The following is a 17,569-nucleotide window of genomic DNA, read 5'->3' as shown; positions in this document are numbered from 1 at the left end:
ATGTTCATCAAGCTGACCCGGTCCGGCGAACGCACCTACGCGCAACTGGTCGAGTCGTTCCGCGATGAACACGGCAAGCCGCGTCAGCGCACGGTGGTCACTCTGGGCCGCATCGACGAGCGCGGCGGTCAGGTCGACTCGCTACCGGATGGCCTGTTGCGAGCCAAGGGGCGCCCAGTTGCCACGGGCGGCGACCTCCAGGTGCGCTTCGAGTCGGCCCGTGCCTGGGGGATGTCTGGGCCCTCGATGCGCTGTGGCATGAGCTGGGCTTCAATGCCCTGGGGGCGGTGTTCCGGCGCGCCCGCTTCACCACCGCCGTCGAGCAGGCGATCCGGGTGATGGCCTTCAACCGGCTTAGCGATCCGGAGTCCAAGCTGGGTGTGCTGCGCTGGCTGCAGACGGTGAGCATGCCGGGCATCGACCTGGCCAAGCAGAGCCACCAGCAGCTGCTGCGCCCGCTCATCGACGAAGACCTCTCGGTGGTCTTCTACGACCTGACGACCCTCCGCGCCGAGGGCCACAGCCAGCAAGACGGCGACGTGCGGCACTTCGGCATGTCCAAGGAAGGCGTCATCGCCCGCCAGTTCATGCTGGGCGTGGTGCAGACGGCCAACGGTATGCCGATCCATCGCGAGGTCTTCGACGGCAATACGGCCGAGGCGCCGACGCTGGAGCCCACGCTCAAGAAGGTGCTGGCGCGCTCCCGCACATCCGCCGCCTGGTCGTGGTGGCCGACCGAGGGTTGCTCCCCCGAGTTCGACACTAACCGCTGTAAGTGCTTGATCCATATAGGCCAGGCCTTGGAAAATGCCACTACAGCAGCGGCATCTGGGCGTCGATGGTCGGCTTCTTGACGTTGAGCGCGGCCAGGGCTGCGGCCTGGCGTGGTTGAACGGTGGAGACGCCGTGGATAGGGGCGCTGCGGTCAATGGTGACCGTGTGCCGCTGGATGCGACGCAAGTCCGCCAAGGCTGCCTCCGGCGACAACTCGCTGCCGGCGAGCTTCAGGCGCTGGCGCATCACGCGGTACAGGATCAAGGCCATGAAGCAGATGCTCGCATGGGCCCTGATGCGCTCGGGCAGCCGGTGGAAGACCGGCGCGATCTCGATCTCCGACTTCAGCACCTTGAAGCCGCGTTCGATGTCGGCCAGCGACTTGTAGCGGCGCACCACCTCGTTCGCGGTCATGTCGCGGACATTGGTGATCAGCATCAGCTTGCCGTCCATGAGCTGCGCCCGGGCCAGCGCGGCATCGTCGATCTCGTAGGCGAACAGGTCGGACTTCAGATCGACCCGGATGATGCGCGCCAGATGCGCGTCGCTGACCTCGTGGAACAAACGCGCCTTGGCGCCGGAATCCGAGAGCTTGCGGCCGCGGTGTACCTGGCCGGCGTCCTGCGCATCGAGCTTGCTGGCCCATTGCGCTGCGCGCTCTTCCAATGCGTGGATCCTCGCCAGCCGCTCCTGGGTCTGCTCCGTCGCACGCACGGGGTTGTGGGCGACCACCAGTCGGTGGCCCTGCCACTGCGCCTCCTCGACGACTTCGTCGGTGGCCTGGGCCATGCGTGCACTCATCGGCGCCAAGAGATCGACGAACTCCCCATAGCGCCGCCCTGGCACCGCCAGGATGAATTCCAGTGGCCGATCCCCCGCCACGTGGAGCTTGGTCAGCGCCTCGATGTTGTCCAGCGAGAGCAGCCCGCGGTCGGCCACCACGACCAGGCGGCGGATGTGCGGGTAGCGCGCCAGCACCTTCTTGAGCGTGGGCTCCAGCGTCGGCGCCTCGGCCGTATTGCCGTCGAAGACCTCGTGGTAGATCGGCATACCGTCGGCCGTCTGCACCACGCCCAGCATGAACTGGCGGGCGATGACGCCTTCCTTGGACATGCCGAAGTGCCGCACGTCGCCGTCTTGCTGGCTGTGGCCCTCGGCGCGGATGGTCGTCAGGTCGTAGAAGACCACCGAGAGGTCTTCGTCGATGAGCGGCCGCAGCAGCTGCGCCACGCAGTCATCCACGGCCTGCTGGTGGTCCATCAGCGCATCCATGCTGCGCAGCAGATGCTGGTGGCTCAGCTTGGCCACGTCGATGCCCGGCATGCTCACCGTCTGCAGCCAGCGCAGCACACCCAGCTTGGACTCCGGATCGCTAAGCCGGTTGAAGGCCATCACCCGGATCGCCTGCTCGACGGCGGTGGTGAAGCGGGCGCGCCGGAACACCGCCCCCAGGGCATTGAAGCCCAGCTCATGCCACAGCGCATCGAGGGCCCAGACATCGCCCAGGCACAGGGCCGACTCGAAGCGCACCTGGAGGTCGCCGCCCGTGGCAACTGGGCGCCCCTTGGCTCGCAACAGGCCATCCAGAAGCGAGTCGACCTGACCGCCGCGCTCGTCGATGCGGCCCAGAGTGGCTACCGTGCGCTGGCGCGGCTTGCCGTGTTCATCGCGGAACGACTCGACCAGTTGCGCGTAGGTGCGTTCGCCGGACCGGGTGAGCTTGATGAACATGGCGAGAGTGTAGCTACCTCCCTGTTGCATGCCAACACACCTCGCACGCATGGCGTGCCACTACAGAAAAACTGGCGCTGCAGCGCTAACTTGTTGATTACATTGGCGCCGGGGCGAGAAAATCGCTCGAACTCGGCTTTTGGTGTCGAACTCGGGTGCTCCAGGTCGATCTGAAGTCCGACCTGTTCGCCTACGAGATCGACGATGCCGCGCTGGCCCGGGCGCAGCGCATGGACGGCAAGCTGATGCTGATCACCAATGTCCGCGACATGACCACGAACGAGGTGGTGCGCCGCTACAAGTCGCAGGCCGACATCGAACGCGGCTTCAAGGTGCTGAAGTCGGAGATCGAGATCGCGCCGGTCTTCCACCGGCTGCCCGAGCGCATCAGGGCCCATGCGAGCATCTGCTTCATGGCCTTGATCCTGTACCGCGTGATGCGCCAGCGCCTGAAGCTCGCCGGCAGCGAGTTGTCGCCGGAGGCAGCCTTGGCGGACTTGCGTCGCATCCAGCGGCACACGGTCACCATGGACCGCAGCGCCCCTATCCACGGCGTCTCCACCGTTCAACCACGCCAGGCCGCAGCCCTGGCCGCGCTAAACGTCAAGAAGCCGACCATCGACGCCCAGATGCCGCTGCTGGGGTGGCAGTTTACAAGGCCTGGCCTATATGGATCAATCACTTGCGGCAGTTGGTGTCGAACTCGGGCGTCCGGGTCGAGGTCACGGATTCAGGGACCAGAAAGAAAGCCTTTCAGCGCTCGCTACAGAGTCGCCCAACATCAGGACAGAAGTTAGAGTACTTGCCGCCTACATTGTACTGAAAGCTCATTACCGGCTCCCGCCGTTGAGCCTCCCTGAAGCAATCACCATACTCTTTGGTCCACCCATTCCTTTGGTATTGCCTACAATCCCGGGCCCAGATCTTGTGGTTTGTGTAATGCAAGTAGTTATTCAGCGCAATACTGCCCCATGGATTGACCTCACTCAACCCGTCTGGCAGCCTCCTGCTCACTGCTTGGTCAAACACGTAGCTCGCCAGGCGCTGGTTGCCCGAGCGGGCAATCACAGCAAAACGCAAGTTAGTCAATTTATCGGGATGCGGGCGAATATAGAAGACGCAGCGAGCCAGATCGGCCTCTCGAAGCGCGCCCACGCCACACACCGCACGGCTTAGCGTCTTTGGGCTCGTTCGCACTTGCGGCCGAGCCGGGTGGCGCTCAATGAGGAGGTCACTGAAAGGATCTGTGTTCTCCTGTGCACCTCGCCGCCAATCCCCAGTGTACGCAACGCCCACATCCACTAAGTCAACAAAGTGGTCCTGGACGACGAAGTCAAGCCTGAAATCCTGCAGGGGCTTGTCCGACACGCTCTTGGCGCTGACATAAAATGCCATGATCGTGTCTCGTTCCGTGGCCGGCGCGCGGGCCACGAGCGTGGGTCGTATGACGACTGGCGCATTACCCGCCCAGGATGGCGCAGCATGGAGCGTTGCGAGCACAACTCCCAATCCAATAACGAGCTTTTGGGTCGCATCCGGCAGACTGTTCATCAATGAGATCACCCCAAACCCTAACGGGCCGTTGAATCATCGCCCATGGCTGCGAGTTTCGCCATCTCAACGCGTGACGTTGAGATCATACTGAGTCGGCCCTTCAAGCCCGCTCTCATCGCGACCCGCCACAATAGCCGGCGGGCTGTGACGACAACGGCAGGCCAAGGCTGGCGCGTACTGCAAGCCTGCTCAAGCCAAGAACATCGCGCAAGGCGATCAGCGGCTTCCAGCGCGCCCCTCCTGCGAACCGCCATCAGTCTCGACGGCGAACTGCTGGAAAAGGCCCGCCAACTTGCCGGCCCGCTGGACCGAACCGCCCTGCTCCAGGAAGCCCTGCGTGCGGAGATCGAGCGCGAAAGCGCGAAGCGATTGGCATGGCGCGGTGGCACAGTGGCCGTGAAGGCAGCCACACGCAGACGCGCGACTCCAATGGGACGGTGGAATCCGCAGTCCAAAGGCGCATCGACACAGGCCCAGGAAGGTTGACCCCGTGAATAGCCTGAAGAATCAAGCACCCAGGTCACAAGCCCGGGTGCTTTTTCCTTGCTCAGCACGATGCCCGCTGATCGGCGTGCAGAGATGGCACGCCGATCAGCGGCGCTCCTGCTCGTGCATCCACGCGTACCCGCCGAGGCCGGCAAACGCCGCAGCGACGAAGAACAGGAACGCCGTTGCGCTTGCATAGCCCGCCGCCAGCAGCGCGGCAGCGCCGGCCCACAGCAGATAGGGCCCCAAGGTCGCTGGCACCGAGACGATGCGAAGCGTCCACACACCCAGGCCGATGAGGGCTGCGCCCGCCACGAGCATCGGCATCTTGAAGCTGATGAGCCCCGCGATCAGCAGCAGGCCACCTGCCGCGCAGAGCAGATAGGTGCCGCTCAGCCAGCGGGTGTCGAACTTGCGCAGACTCCAGAATCCCAGGCCGATGAGGGCCGCCGCGGCGGCGAACATCGGCAGCTGAAAGCTGATCAGGGCGAGGATGAGCACGGCGCCGCCGCCTGCCATCAGCAGGTAAGGACCGGTCGTGGACTTGAGCTGCATGGGGAGACTCCTCTTCGTTGCGTGTCGATGGGCTGATAGGCTGCGTCGCCAGGGGAGCCCGGGCTTGAACACGGGCCGGGCCGAGTGTCTGGCGAAGCGGGGAAAAGCGCCAGTCTGGACGACCCAGGGTCGACCGGGCCGTGCGCCCCCCTCTGCAGTCGCTGAACACGCAGGACGGCTGCATCCGCGCCGTGCGCAAGCTCTCCACCTTCCTCAGCCGCTCGACGCACACCGCCACCGCCGAGGACCTGCGTCGCTTGCAGTTGCACCTGGTGGACACCGGCACCGGCCCGCTCACCATCAACGCCACCATCACCGGGGAGATCCGGCACGGTGGTTGGTGCGTATTTCAGAGGAGCGCGACCGCCCGTTTCGGCATCGTGACCGCCGAATTCGGGAACGTGACCGTGCATTTCGGCGACGTGACCGGCGGACGATTGGCAGCCGCCTGAAGGCAGTCGCTGTCCTGTCAAGTGGCCGATGCGGGTGTGGCGCATGAACCACCGCGGCAACACAGCGTCACGGCCTATTGGCCGGAGCGCCGACGCCGCAGCAACGAGTGGACATACGCATGATCAAGGACATCCTCAGACGTGGCACTGATGCGAAGTGGCAGCACCGGCTGCGCGATCCAGTCTTGAGGTGGATTCCGGCTGATGCGAATGGCGACATCGACTCCTTCGCGCAACAGGTCCACCAGCCGGGCGGTGAACAGCAGCTCATGACGCACGCCGGGATGAAGTTGCTGGAACTCGGCCAGAACGGGAACCAGCAAGTTGCGGCCAATGCGGGGTCCGGCGGTGATGCGCAACCGACCCGCCAGGCCAGCCCGGGTGGCCCGCAGGATGCCCCGGGCTGTTTCCGCAGCGTCCAGAACCGCCTTCGTGTCCTGCGCCAGGCGTCGACCCGCCTCCGTGAGCCCCAGTGAGCGCGTCATTCGCGCAAGCAGGGGTTGGGCGGCCAGTGCCCCCATGGCTGCTACGTGCCGGCTCATTGCGGCCCGCGTTTGCCCAAGTTTGCGCGCCGCCCGAGCAAAGCTGCCGGCTTGATCAACGCGGGCGAACAGTTCCAGCGCATTGGCATCCAGCCCAGCCAAGGCCTCGAAGTGCACTGGGGGAGTACCGGCGCAGACAATTCATCGGGGATTGGTTCCTTCATGTAGGCGGTTTGTGCACGATTGGTGATCTTGTTTTGTCTCTTTACCCCATCTATGGTCGTCACATCCATTCAATTCCCGCCCATTCATCCGTGCGAAGTCGTCCAAATGATGGTCGGTCGAGCTCTCTGACTCGGATTTCACGTCTTTGGAGTGTCCATTGAAACTGCCTCGAATCGCCCCGTTGACAACGCCGTTGGAAGGCATCGACGCGCAGCGCATGGCCAAACTGATCCCGACGGGCCTTCCGCCGCCCCAGCTGTACCTGACGACCGCTCGCCATGCCAAGCTGTGGGCCTTCATGGTGGACAACGGATTGATCGGGCCCACCGGCCTGATGGATCTGCGAAACCTGGCTCCGCGCTTGCGCGAGCTGGTGCTTCTGCGCACCTGCGTCGCCAATCGCTGCCACTACGAGTTCAACCTCCATGTGCAGACGATTTCAGAACGCATGGGACTAACGCCGGCCCTGATCGACGACATCAGACAAACCGCACCCAATGCGGTCGATTGGTCCGCAGCCGAGCTGGCCGCCATCCGTTTGGTCGACGCGCTGGTGTCGCGCCGCGAAGTCTCGGATGAAGAGTTCGACGCGGCGCGCATGCACTTCGATGAGGCCACGCTGATCGAGATCACCCATCTTGTTGGCCTGTACACCGGGGTGGCCATGATGGTGGCGCTGGCCAAACCCAATTTCGATCGTTACCGCAGTCAAGAGCCTGTGCTTGCACAGCCGAAGCTGGAACGGTGATCTTGGCAAACCCTCACCTCACCGCATCTGCACCACCGCTTCCCGTCATGCGCGGTCTTGGCACTCTGCTTCGTGCACTTGCGACACTGCGCCGCAAGGCTCGTGGCCAGGTCGACACCGGTCGCAAGCGATACGAAGTGCCGCCGATCCCTGAGGCGCACTTGGCCGATTACCGCAAAGCGCTGGGCTTCCACGCCGATACGGTCCCGCTGACTTACCTCTATCTCCTGGCCCAGCGTGCACACGTGGGTGTGATGCTTGCCAGCGAGTTTCCCTATCCGGTGGTGGGTATGGTTCACGTCGCCAACGAAATGCGCTGGATCGGTGGTGGTGCCACAGCGTTCGACAGGCGCCTGCCATGTGAAATCGAACTGCACGTGCAGCCCGATCCGCCCAGCGCGTCTGGGGCGCACTTCCTGACCTTTCAGGTTCAATTCGTCCAACATGGACGAGTTTTCGCTTCGTGCAGCAGCCGATACCTGGCTCTGCGAGGGCGGCGCAGCAGCGGCAAGAAGGACGAACCGCCCTCGCCGGTTGTAGGCCCCGTGTTTGCGCACTATGCGCTTGCCGAAGACGCAGGCCGACGCTACGCGAAGCTCTCGGGCGACTCCAATCCGATTCACTTGTGGCGCTGGTCCGCGCGCTTGCTGGGCTTCAAGCGACCCATCATGCACGGCATGCACACGGTGGGGCGGCTGGCCGCAGAGCTGGAGCGCGCCCACGGACGACCGCCGCAATCCATCGACGTGAAGTTTCTGAAGCCGGCGCCGCTGCCATGCGAGGTGCGTCTGCACGAAAGCGCGCAGCAGATCCAGGTCTGGCAGGCTGACTCACCGGTACTGGAAGGCAGTTGGTCATGAGCGAGGTTCATTTTCGTTTCTTGGGAGCTATTCAATGAGCAACGACGCAACGTCCGTGACCCTCGAACGCCGAGAGGGTGTTTTTCTGATCGGCCTAAACAGGGTTGCCAAGCGCAATGCGTTCGACTCCCGAATGCTGTCGGAACTCGCCAGCGCGCTGGGCGAGTACGAACGCGATCCCGCGCTGCGCTGCGCGCTGGTGTTTGCGCATGGTGAGCACTTCTCGGCGGGTTTGGACCTGATGGAGCTGGCGCCGAAGTTGGCCGGCGGCGAACTGAGCTACCCCGATGACGGCCTCGACCCGTTTGCCACCAGCGGCCCTTTACGGCGCAAACCGCTGATCGCGGCGGTGCAAGGGGTCTGCTTCACCGCGGGGTTGGACTTGATGCTCGCGGCCGACATCGCGTTGGCTGCCGAAGGCACGCGGTTTTCGCAGACCGAAGTGCTCAGGGGCATTACGCCATCGGGCGGAACTTCGGTCAGATTCCCCCGGGCCGCAGGCTGGAGCGATGCCATGCGCTACATGCTCACGGGTGAAGAGTTCTCGGCCGCCGAAGCCTTGCGCATGCGCCTGGTCAGCGAAGTGCTGCCCCCGTCGCAATTGCAGGAGCGCGCGTTGGCTATGGCCCAAAGTGTTGCCAAAGCCGCGCCGCTGGGCGTGCAAGCCTTGCTCGAATCGGCGCACCAGGCCCAGCGAGAAGGCGAAGCCGCAGCCTTGGCCGCCTTGATGCCACGCCTGATGGGACTGCTCAAGACGCAGGACGTGCGCGAAGGTGTGATGGCGATGATGCAAAAGCGCGCGCCCGTGTTCAAGGGCGCCTGAGATGTCACTGAACGCCTTGCAACCATGCTGAACTTCGAATCCCCGTTGCGCGAGCAACGTTTTGTGCTCGAGTCCGGCGTTGTGTCCGGTCAACCGGCGGGCGCCGCTGAGGGGCTGACACCCAGGGCAGGGGAAGGAGCGGCGCGCCGGCAACATGGCCGGCAAGGGGTGGCGGGCGTGTCCTGGCGGCGCTGCCCCCACAATGCGCGCCCGAGGAGACGACCATCTTGAGCACGCCCAGGAGCGCCGAAGACCCCAACGCCGACATCGCCATCGCGCGGCGCGCGCAGCTGCGGCCCGTGGTCGATCTCGCTCGGCAGCGGCTGGGCATTGCCGCCGAGCACGTGCTGCCCCACGGCCACCACCGCGCCAAGCTGTCGATGCCCTTTGTGCGCTCGCTCGAAGGCCGCCCCGAGGGCCGCCTGGTGCTGGTGACGGCCATCAGCCCCACGCCGGCCGGCGAGGGCAAGACCACCACCACCGTGGGCCTGGGCGACGCCCTCAACCACATCGGCAAGAACGCGCTGATCGCGCTGCGCGAGCCCTCGCTGGGCCCCGTGTTCGGGCTCAAGGGTGGCGCCACCGGGGGCGGTCACGCGCAGGTGGTGCCCATGGAGGACATCAACCTCCACTTCAACGGCGACTTCCACGCCATCGCCGCCGCGCACAACCTGCTCGCCGCCGCGCTGGACAACCACGTGCACCACGGCAACGCGCTGGGCATCGACACCCGCCGGGTGCACTGGAAGCGCGTGATGGACATGAACGACCGCGCGCTGCGTCACATCACCGTGGGGCAGGGCGGGCCGGCCAACGGCTACGTGCGCGAGGACGGTTTCGACATCGTCGTGGCCAGCGAGGTGATGGCCATCCTGTGCCTGGCCACCTCGGTGGCCGACCTGAAGGCGCGGCTGGCGCGCATCGTGGTGGCCGAGACGCGCGACCGCCACCCCGTCACCGCCGCCGATCTCGGCGTGGTGGGCGCGATGGCCGTGCTGCTGAAGGACGCGCTCGCGCCCAACCTCGTGCAGACGCTGGAGCACAACCTGGCCCTGGTGCACGGTGGGCCGTTTGCCAACATCGCGCACGGCTGCAACTCGGTGCTGGCCACGCGCACGGCGCTGCGCCTGGCCGACTACGTCGTCACCGAGGCCGGCTTCGGTGCCGACCTGGGCGCCGAGAAGTTCGTCGACATCAAGTGCCGGCTGTCGGGCCTGCGCCCGGCCTGCGCGGTGCTGGTGGCCACCGTGCGCGCGCTCAAGTTCCACGGCGGCGTGGAGCTGCCCGATCTGAACCGCGAGAACCTCGATGCGCTGGGCCGCGGCATGGCCAACCTGGAGCGCCACCTGCACAACCTGCGTGAGGTCTTCGGCCTGCCGGTGGTGGTGGCCGTCAACCACTTCGGCAGCGACACCGAGGCCGAGCACGCGCTGCTGCGCGAGCGCATCGGCGCCTTGGGCGTGGCCGTGCACACCTGCCGCCACTGGGCCGAGGGCGGCCGCGGCGCCGCGCCGCTGGCCCACGAGGTGGTGCACCTGGCCGGTGCGCCCCCCGCGCTGCGCTTTGCCTACGCCGACGACGAGCCGCTGTGGGACAAGCTGCGTGCCGTGGCCACGCGCGTGTACGGCGCTGGCGACATCACCGCGCCGCCGGCCGTGCGCCGCCAGGTGCAGGCGTTGCAGGATGCCGGCCACGGTGCCCTGCCGATCTGCGTGGCCAAGACCCAGTACAGCTTCTCCACCGACCCCGCGCGCCGAGGCGCTCCCTCGGGACACGGGGTCGAGCTGCGCGAGGTGCGGCTCGCGGCCGGCGCCGGGTTCGTGGTGATGATCTGCGGCGACATCATGACCATGCCCGGCCTGCCCAAGGTGCCGTCGGCCGAGCGCATCGACCTCGACGACGAGGGGCGCGTGCTCGGCCTGAGCTGAACGCGGCGCCCGAACGACCATGGCGAACCAGACCGAGCGGCTCTACCGCATCGAGGCGCTGATCCGCGACCCGCGGCAGCGTGAGCTTCGCGACGCTGCGGGAGGATCTGGAGGTGTCGCGGGCCACGCTCAAGCGTGACCTGGCGTACCTGCGCAGCCGCCTGGGTGCGCCCATCGAATACGACCGCGACACCAAGGGCTATCGCTTCGGCAAGGACACGCAGGCCGGCGGCCGGCACGAGCTGCCGAGGCTGTGGTTCAGCGAGGGCGAGTTGTACTCGCTGCTGACAGCGCGGCAGCTGTTGCCCCCTGGACAGCGACCGCATGCTCGGCCGCCACCTGCAGCCGCTGCTGGACCGCATCCGCCACCTGCTGGCGCGCGGCGAGGGCCTGGCGGAGGCCGACACGCTGTCGTCGCGCATCCGCATCGTCACCGCCTGGCGGCGGCCGGTGCCCAGCCGCTTCTTCGAGCGCGTGGCGGCGGCGCTGCTGCAGCGGCGGCGCCTGCACCTGAACTACCTCACGCGCACGTGTGGCGAGCGCGGCGATCGCGAGGTCTCGCCGCAGCGACTGGTGCACTACCGCAACACCTGGTATCTGGATGCCTGGTGCCACCGCAGCGACGCGCTGCGCCGCTTTGCACTCGACGCCATCGAGTCGGCCGGGCTTGTCGAGGCCGCAGCGCTCGAGCGGCCGCTGGCCACCGTGGAGGCCGAGATGGACGCCGGCTACGGCATCGACGCCGGTGGCCGCCGCCAGTGGGCCACGCTGCACTTCGACGCCACCGCGGCACGCTGGGCCAGCCGCGAGGAGTGGCATCCGCAGCAGCAGGGCCGCTGGCTGGCCGATGGCGGCTACGAGCTGCGCCTGCCCTACCTGGACGCCACCGAGCTGGTGATGGACGTGCTGCGCCAGGGCGAGCAGGTGCGCGTGGTGGCGCCGGCTTCGCTGGTGCAGGCGGCGAAGCAACGGCTCGCGCTGGCGGCAGCGCAGTACGGCTGATCGCGCGGGCGCGGCTCGCGCCTTCAGCCGAGCACGCGCAGCGAGAGGTCGACGGCCTGCACGTCCTTCGTCAGCTTGCCCACCGAGATGCGGTCGACGCCGGTGGCGGCGATGGCGCGGATGGCGGCCAGATCCACGCCGCCGGACACCTCCAGCAGCGCGCGCCCTCCGGTGCGCGCCACCGCCTCGCGCATCTGCTCCAGCGTGAAGTCGTCGATCAGCACGCTGGTGGCGCCAGCCGCCAGGGCCTCGTCAAGCTCGGCCAGCGACTCGACCTCGATCTGCACCGGCACCGCGCTGCCCAGCGCTGCGGCCGTGCGCAGTGCCGCGCCGATGCCGCCGGCCGCGGCGATGTGGTTCTCCTTGATGAGGATGCCGTGCCACAGCGCCAGGCGCTGGTTCTGTCCGCCGCCCACGCGCACCGCGTACTTCTGCGCCTGGCGCAGGCCGGGCAGCGTCTTGCGCGTGTCGAGCACCGCGCAGCCGCGCGGGTTGGGGCTGGCACCGGCGATGGCATCCACAAAGCGCCGCGTGGCCGTGGCGGTGGCCGACAGCAGCTGCAGGAAGTTCAGCGCCGAGCGTTCTGCGCTGAGCAGCGCCCGCGCGTCGGCCTCGATCTCGCAAACCAGCGTGTCGGGCGTGACGGTGGCCCCTTCGCCGGCCCGCCACTGCACGCAGGCATGGCCGTCGAGCGCGCGCAGGCAGTCCTCGAACCAGGCCTGGCCGCAGAGCACGGTGCCTTCCTTGGCCGTCACACGGGCCTGCACGCGGCGGCCGGCGGGCACGAGCAGCGCCGTCCAGTCGCCGCGGCCCAGGTCTTCGGCCAGCGCGTCGCGCACGTTGCGCGCGCGGGCGGCCTCCAGCGTCTCGTTCTCGGCGGGGAGGACGAAGGGCAGGGCGGCAGGCGTCATGGGCAGCGGGCGGCGCAGGCAGGGCCGTCGATTGTGACCCCGCTCAGAGTGTGAGAGGCAATCCAATGCGCGGGTGCATTGGATTGCCTCTCACACTCTCAGGCTCTGAGGCCGCTTCACGCCGCCGGCCGCGATGGCAGCAGTGGAGTGGCTTCGACGCGACGGAACGCGCCCTCGCGGTGCGCATAGTCCCAGCGCTCGACCTGGCACACCGGCGCGGCGGCGGCGGGCTCCCAGCGCAGCAGGTTCACCGAGTTGGGCGCCTCCGGCCGCACGCGCGACGACACCGCCGTGCCGGCCTGCACCACACACAGCCGCCGCGCCAGGCCCGGCAAGGGCAGCGTGAAGGGCAGGTGGATGTGCCCGCCCATCAGTACGTCTGCCCCTGCGGCCGCCCAGGCCCGGCAGGCCTCGGCGTGGCCGCGCAGGCGGTGGCGCTGGTCGCGCGGCAGCGTGACGGCCGCCGGCTGGTGCACCACCACCACGCGCAGCTGGCGGGCATCGGACGCGGCCAGCCGCCGTGCGACGCGCTCGACCTGCGCCGCCGAGACCTCGCCCTGTTTGTGGCGCCAGGGGCGGGTGGTGTTGACGCCCAGCAGCAGCAGCTCGGGCGTCTCGTGCACCGGCTCGAGATCAGCGCCGAACACGGCGCCGTACCGGGCATAGGGCCGGGTGAGGCGCGACCAGAGGTCGAACAGCGCGATGTCGTGGTTGCCGGGGACGGCCAGCACCGGCGCGCCCAGCCGGTCGACGAAGGCCCGTGCGGCGCGGAACTGCGCCGGCCGCGCACGCTGTGTGATGTCGCCCGACAGCACCACCACGCCGGGCCGCTGCTGCGCGGCCAGCGCCACCAGCGCGTCCACCACGGCGGGCTGTTCGGTGCCGAAGTGCGGGTCGGAGATCTGCAGCAGCAGCGTCACGGCGCGCCTCCATGCGTGGCCTCGGGCGCTGGCTTCAGCAGGTACAGCGGCTCGGGCAGCACGCGGATGTCGACGGGGGTGCGCAGGCGCGCAACCTCGCCGTCGAAGGCCACGGTGATGTCGCGATGGCCGGGCGCGAGGCGCGGCCGCACCACCATGTGCTGGAACTCGAAGGCCTCGACGCCGGCAGCCTCGGCCAGCCGGCCCATCGCCCCGTGCAGCAGCAGCCTGATCATCGACGGCGTGCCGATGGGGCGCAGCATCAGCGCGGCCATGCTGCCGTCGCCGGGTGTGCCTGCCACCGTGTCCTGCGGCTCGGCGCCGAACTGCTGCAGCTGCAGCCGGTTGTTGCCGATGAAGAGGGTGAGCGTCTGCACGTCGCGCGACGCGTCGCCCAGCTCAATGTGCAGGCGCAGCCGGCGCTGCGCGCGCAACAGCGTCGCGCCGGCTGCGACGAGGGCCACCAGGCGGTTGCGGCCAAAACGGGCCTTGAAGGCCTCGCGGTCCTGCAGCAACTCGGGGTACAGGCCAAAGCTGGCGTTGACAAGAAACACGCGGTCGTTGATGCCGGCCACCTGCACCGCCACCGGAGCCGCCTGCAGCAGCTGCCGCACGGCGGCCGCCGGGTCGACGGGGATGCCATGCGTGCGCGCGAAATAGTTGAAGGTGCCCTGCGGCACCACGCCCATGGCGCAGCCCGCGGCGTGCGCCGCGCCGGCCACCGTGTTGAGCGTGCCGTCGCCGCCGACGGCCATCACCGCGCCGCGGCTCTCACGCGCCCGGGCCGCCGCCTGCTGCGCCACGCCGGCCAGCGCCGACGGCGCGCTGGGCAGCAGCTCACCGGTCCGGCCGGCCGCCTGCAGCACCGTCGTGATGGCCTCGAGCTTGGCCTCGACGCCGCGGCTGCCCGAGGCCGCGTTGATGACGAACAGCAGCGGCGAGGCCGGGTCGACGACCGGTGGCGCCCTCATCTGACGCTCTGCGTGGTGTACGGATGGGTTCAGTCGTGGCGCAACAGATCGCCGAAGACGGTGTACTCGCCGTCCTTGCGGTTGGCACCCGGCGCGTCGTAGAGCACCAGCCAGCTGGGCTTGCCGCGTGACAGCGCCGGGGGCAGGTCGCACAGGGCCTCGGCGCGGTTGCTGCCCCGGCCGTGCGGCAGGGCCACGGATTCGGACAGCGCCGCTTCGAAGCGCACCGGCTCGCGGTTGGCCGCCAGCAGCGGCCGGGCACCCGACCACTTGAACACGCGGATGTCGCCGTTGAGCACCATCGTGGGGCCGGCGAGGATGTAGAGGTCGTCGCCCGAGAAGTGCAGGTCGCGCACGCCCATGCCGTCGAGCTGAAGGAAGTGCTTGCGGATCAGCGTGCCGGTGTCGTCCAGCGGCGCCAGCCGGAGGTGGTCGCCGCGGGCCTCGACGGCGATCTCCACCAGCGCCGACCAGCCGCGCAGCACCGGGCCGCGCAGCCCGAGCAGCAGGCGGTGGCCGTCCACTGCGAGGCCTTCGATGTCGAAGCCGTTGTCCTTGCCGGGGATGGCCATGTAGGGGCCGAAGTGCGGATCGTCGGCCAGCGCGCGGGTCAGCAGGTTGGCCTGCGCGTCCCCCTTCAGGCGCAGGGCGCGGCGGCCATCACGGGCCTGGCGCACGAGGACCGGCGCGCCCTGGGCATCGGGCTCGATGGGCAGACAGGCCAGCAGCCGCCGGTTGCCGTCGAGCGCCAGCTTGGCCAGGCGTCGGGCGTTGTCGGCGTGGTCGCGGTCGGGCTTGGCGTTCTTGCGCTTGAGGCCATGCGAGCCCACCACCCACAGAAACCCGTCGGCCACGGCCATGCCTTCCAGATCGGCCTCTTCGTCGGGGGCGCCGGGCAGATCGAGCAGTCCGGCCAGCGGAAAGTCTTGCACTTCACCAAAGCGCAGGGTCTCGCGCCCGACGGGCTCGAGCCGGCGCAGCCGGTCGAGGCCACAGGCCTCGTCGCCGGCCACCCACAGCCAGTCGCCGGTGAACGCGGCGCCCGACAGGTTGGCATGCACCAGGGAATCCGGCGAGAACTCCAGGCGAACGGCGTTGGCGGTGCGGGTGTTGGGCATCGGGTGAGCTCGGGAATAGTGGCCGTTTTACGTCGCGCAGTCTGCGGCCGAATGGAGTCGGGCATCACGGGGCCTGCGTGGGTTCCCACAGGCCGAGCACTGTTTTTCCTTGCATCCTGCCTTCATGCAACATAATACACATCGTGCTCTATATATGTAAGTTCAAGAGGGTGCCGAAGCACCCCGTGGCCTCATGCGCCCGGCTCAGCTCGGGTCACCCACCTCGTCGTCGTCGGCCTCATCGTCGAGCACGGACGGACGCGCGCTCGTGCTGGGCGTCGGTCGATCCAAAGGACGGCACAGTTGCCGATTGAGCTGACCAAGACGTTCGGACTTCTCGACCGCCGCGAGCACGACCTCGGGGCTGACCATCAACAGGAACGGGTTGCGGGCCTGGGCCGTTTGCGACATGGGAATCTCCGAGGCGTGCCGGGATGGCACTGCGCGTCACTGTACGCGTCGAACCCGGGGCTGCAAAGACGGCCAGGGACGATCCAGCGTGTCAGACGACTTCCGACACACAGCGATCCACGATGCCAACATGGCAGGTCGCCGGAGCGCCATCAACGCGGCCCGGGCGGTGGTGACGTCGTCCGTCCGGCCAGCGCTTCGAGACGGTCCGCCAGCGCGTCGCGGCCGGCGCCCCGCGCGAAGTCCGCCGCCGCCAGACCACGATCGTTGCGCAGCCGGGTGTCGGCACCACGGGCCAGCAGCAGCTCTACCGATTCGCTGGCACCGTAGCGCGCGGCCATCATCAGCGGCGTGCTGCGGTTGGGCGCTGGCGCGTCGAGGGCCGCGCCCTGCTCGATCAACCAGCGCAGCACGTCGACGCCAGCGCCGCTGGCGGCATAGTGCAGCGGCGTCCAGCCTTCGCGGTTGACCGCGGCCCCGCGCGCAGCCAGGCCTTGCACCCAGCTCAGGTGGCCCTTGAGCGCCGCCATCATGAGCGCCGTCTCGCCCGCGGCATTGGTGGCGTCCAAGCGCGTGGCCGGGTGGTCCAGCAGCACGGCCGCCACCTTGAACGACTCGTCGCGCATCGCAAGGATGAGCGGCGTCTGGCCCCGGGCATCGGGGCGGTTGGGGTCGCCGCCAGCGGCCAGCCAGCGCTGCACACCACGCTCGTCGTCGACGTTGACGGCTCGGAACAAGGCCACATCGTCTTGTGCGACTGCAGGAAAAATCGCTGCAGCGACAAGGAAATAGACCACGATCTTCAAGCAGAATCTCATCATGGCGTGGTCTCCGGCGCGGGGCCGAGCCGCGCGAAAAGCGCTTCGCAGTTGCGGCTGGTGGCGGCGGCGACCGTCTCGATCGGCAAGCCCTTGACCGCCGCCAGCTGCGCCGCCACGTGCGGCACGTAGGCGGGTTGGTTGGGCTTGCCGCGGTGCGGCACCGGGGCCAGATAAGGGCTGTCGGTCTCGATCAGGCAGCGCTCCAGCGGCACCCAGCGCGCGACTTCGCGCAGCTCCTGGGCGTTGCGGAAGCTCAGGATGCCCGAAAAGGAGATGTAGAAGCCGAGGTCGAGCGCCGCGCGCGCCACCTCGGCGGTTTCGGTGAAGCAATGGAAGACACCGCTCACCCTGCCCGCCCCTACGCTGCGCAGCATCGCCAGGGTGTCGTCGCTGGCGGAACGTGTATGCACCACGAGGGGCAGCCCGGTGCCGCGGGCGGCTTCGATGTGCACGGCGAAACGGTCCCGCTGCCAGGCCATGTCAGCCACGCTGCGGCCATTGAGCCGGTGGTAGTCGAGCCCGGTCTCGCCGATGGCCACCACGCGCGGCCTTGCGGCCAGCGTCACCAGCTCGGCGACCGTGGGCTCGCGCACGCCTTCGTTGTCGGGGTGCACGCCGGCCGTGCACCAGAACTCGGCGTGCTCGCGCGCCAACGCATGCACGGTGTCGAACTCCTCCATCGTGGTGCAGATGCAGATGGCGCGGTCCACACCCGCAAGCGCCATCTCGTGCCGCACGTCGGCGATGCGCTCGTGCAGTCCGGGAAAGCTGAGGTGGCAGTGGGAGTCGACGAACAT

General features: G+C 68.1%; 15 protein-coding genes and 4 pseudogenes. 8 read left to right on the top strand and 11 right to left on the bottom strand.

The features are described from left to right. Nucleotides 1–748: pseudogene (locus tag KA711_10680) on the top strand (IS1634 family transposase). A 65-nt stretch (nucleotides 749–813) separates the two neighbouring features. Here KA711_10680 and KA711_10675 read toward each other — a convergent pair. Then, complete coding sequence (locus KA711_10675) at nucleotides 814–2,505, bottom strand: IS1634 family transposase (protein ID MCM0609437.1); 1,692 nt, start codon at nucleotides 2,503–2,505, stop codon at nucleotides 814–816. A 152-nt stretch (nucleotides 2,506–2,657) separates the two neighbouring features. On the opposite strand from KA711_10675, the pseudogene KA711_10670 reads away from it, so the two are divergent. Further along, nucleotides 2,658–3,146: pseudogene (locus KA711_10670) on the top strand (IS1634 family transposase). 112 nt (nucleotides 3,147–3,258) lie between these two features. Here the strand turns inward: KA711_10670 and KA711_10665 are convergent. Both KA711_10665 and KA711_10660 read right to left on the bottom strand, forming a co-directional pair. Next, complete coding sequence (locus KA711_10665; protein ID MCM0609436.1) at nucleotides 3,259–4,056, bottom strand: hypothetical protein; 798 nt, start codon at nucleotides 4,054–4,056, stop codon at nucleotides 3,259–3,261. Between the two features lie 594 nt (nucleotides 4,057–4,650). Further along, complete coding sequence (locus KA711_10660) at nucleotides 4,651–5,100, bottom strand: hypothetical protein (protein ID MCM0609435.1); 450 nt, start codon at nucleotides 5,098–5,100, stop codon at nucleotides 4,651–4,653. 182 nt (nucleotides 5,101–5,282) lie between these two features. Here KA711_10660 and KA711_10655 point away from each other — a divergent pair. Beyond that, nucleotides 5,283–5,420: pseudogene (locus KA711_10655) on the top strand (integrase). Nucleotides 5,421–5,626: 206 nt separating this feature from the next. Here the strand turns inward: KA711_10655 and KA711_10650 are convergent. Continuing rightward, complete coding sequence (locus KA711_10650; protein ID MCM0609434.1) at nucleotides 5,627–6,211, bottom strand: LysR family transcriptional regulator; 585 nt, start codon at nucleotides 6,209–6,211, stop codon at nucleotides 5,627–5,629. 229 nt (nucleotides 6,212–6,440) lie between these two features. On the opposite strand from KA711_10650, the gene KA711_10645 reads away from it, so the two are divergent. The 5 genes and pseudogenes from KA711_10645 to KA711_10625 all read left to right on the top strand — a co-directional run bounded on the left by KA711_10645 (nucleotide 6,441) and on the right by KA711_10625 (nucleotide 11,620). Next, nucleotides 6,441–7,007, top strand: a complete 567-nt coding sequence (locus KA711_10645) for a carboxymuconolactone decarboxylase family protein (GenBank protein MCM0609433.1) — start codon at nucleotides 6,441–6,443, stop codon at nucleotides 7,005–7,007. Nucleotides 7,008–7,009: 2 nt separating this feature from the next. Continuing rightward, complete coding sequence (locus KA711_10640) at nucleotides 7,010–7,867, top strand: hypothetical protein (protein MCM0609432.1); 858 nt, start codon at nucleotides 7,010–7,012, stop codon at nucleotides 7,865–7,867. Between the two features lie 34 nt (nucleotides 7,868–7,901). Beyond that, entirely contained in the window at nucleotides 7,902–8,690 is a 789-nt protein-coding gene (locus KA711_10635; protein MCM0609431.1) for a crotonase/enoyl-CoA hydratase family protein, read from the top strand. A gap of 227 nt (nucleotides 8,691–8,917) precedes the next feature. Then, nucleotides 8,918–10,618 carry a formate--tetrahydrofolate ligase gene (locus KA711_10630; GenBank protein MCM0609430.1) on the top strand — a complete coding sequence of 567 codons (1,701 nt, stop codon included), beginning with the start codon at nucleotides 8,918–8,920 and terminating at the stop codon, nucleotides 10,616–10,618. Nucleotides 10,619–10,637: 19 nt separating this feature from the next. Beyond that, nucleotides 10,638–11,620 (top strand): annotated as a pseudogene (locus KA711_10625) (WYL domain-containing protein). Nucleotides 11,621–11,643: 23 nt separating this feature from the next. Here KA711_10625 and KA711_10620 read toward each other — a convergent pair. From KA711_10620 to KA711_10590, 7 genes are all read right to left on the bottom strand, one after another. After that, a complete protein-coding gene (locus tag KA711_10620) occupies nucleotides 11,644–12,531 on the bottom strand; it encodes a carboxylating nicotinate-nucleotide diphosphorylase (GenBank protein ID MCM0609429.1) in 888 nt (295 codons plus the stop codon). Nucleotides 12,532–12,647: 116 nt separating this feature from the next. Further along, the gene (locus KA711_10615) at nucleotides 12,648–13,451 is read right to left on the bottom strand and encodes a metallophosphoesterase (protein MCM0609428.1); all 804 of its coding nucleotides are present in this window, start codon (nucleotides 13,449–13,451) and stop codon (nucleotides 12,648–12,650) included. Beyond that, on the bottom strand, nucleotides 13,448–14,422 hold the full coding sequence (locus KA711_10610) for a diacylglycerol kinase (protein MCM0609427.1): 975 nt from the start codon (nucleotides 14,420–14,422) through the stop codon (nucleotides 13,448–13,450). Before KA711_10610 ends, KA711_10615 begins: the two co-directional genes overlap by 4 nt. A 29-nt stretch (nucleotides 14,423–14,451) precedes the next feature. Beyond that, nucleotides 14,452–15,540, bottom strand: a complete 1,089-nt coding sequence (locus tag KA711_10605) for a DUF3616 domain-containing protein (protein ID MCM0609426.1) — start codon at nucleotides 15,538–15,540, stop codon at nucleotides 14,452–14,454. A 204-nt stretch (nucleotides 15,541–15,744) separates the two neighbouring features. Next, a complete protein-coding gene (locus KA711_10600; GenBank protein ID MCM0609425.1) occupies nucleotides 15,745–15,951 on the bottom strand; it encodes a hypothetical protein in 207 nt (68 codons plus the stop codon). 152 nt (nucleotides 15,952–16,103) lie between these two features. After that, a complete protein-coding gene (locus KA711_10595) occupies nucleotides 16,104–16,772 on the bottom strand; it encodes an ankyrin repeat domain-containing protein (protein ID MCM0609424.1) in 669 nt (222 codons plus the stop codon). Continuing rightward, nucleotides 16,769–17,569, bottom strand: a complete 801-nt coding sequence (locus KA711_10590) for a TatD family hydrolase (GenBank protein MCM0609423.1) — start codon at nucleotides 17,567–17,569, stop codon at nucleotides 16,769–16,771. Before KA711_10590 ends, KA711_10595 begins: the two co-directional genes overlap by 4 nt.

The organism is Ideonella sp. WA131b, from assembly GCA_023657425.1.
Lineage (GTDB): Bacteria > Pseudomonadota > Gammaproteobacteria > Burkholderiales > Burkholderiaceae_C > Rubrivivax.
This window is presented reverse-complemented; position numbering and strand designations above follow the sequence as displayed.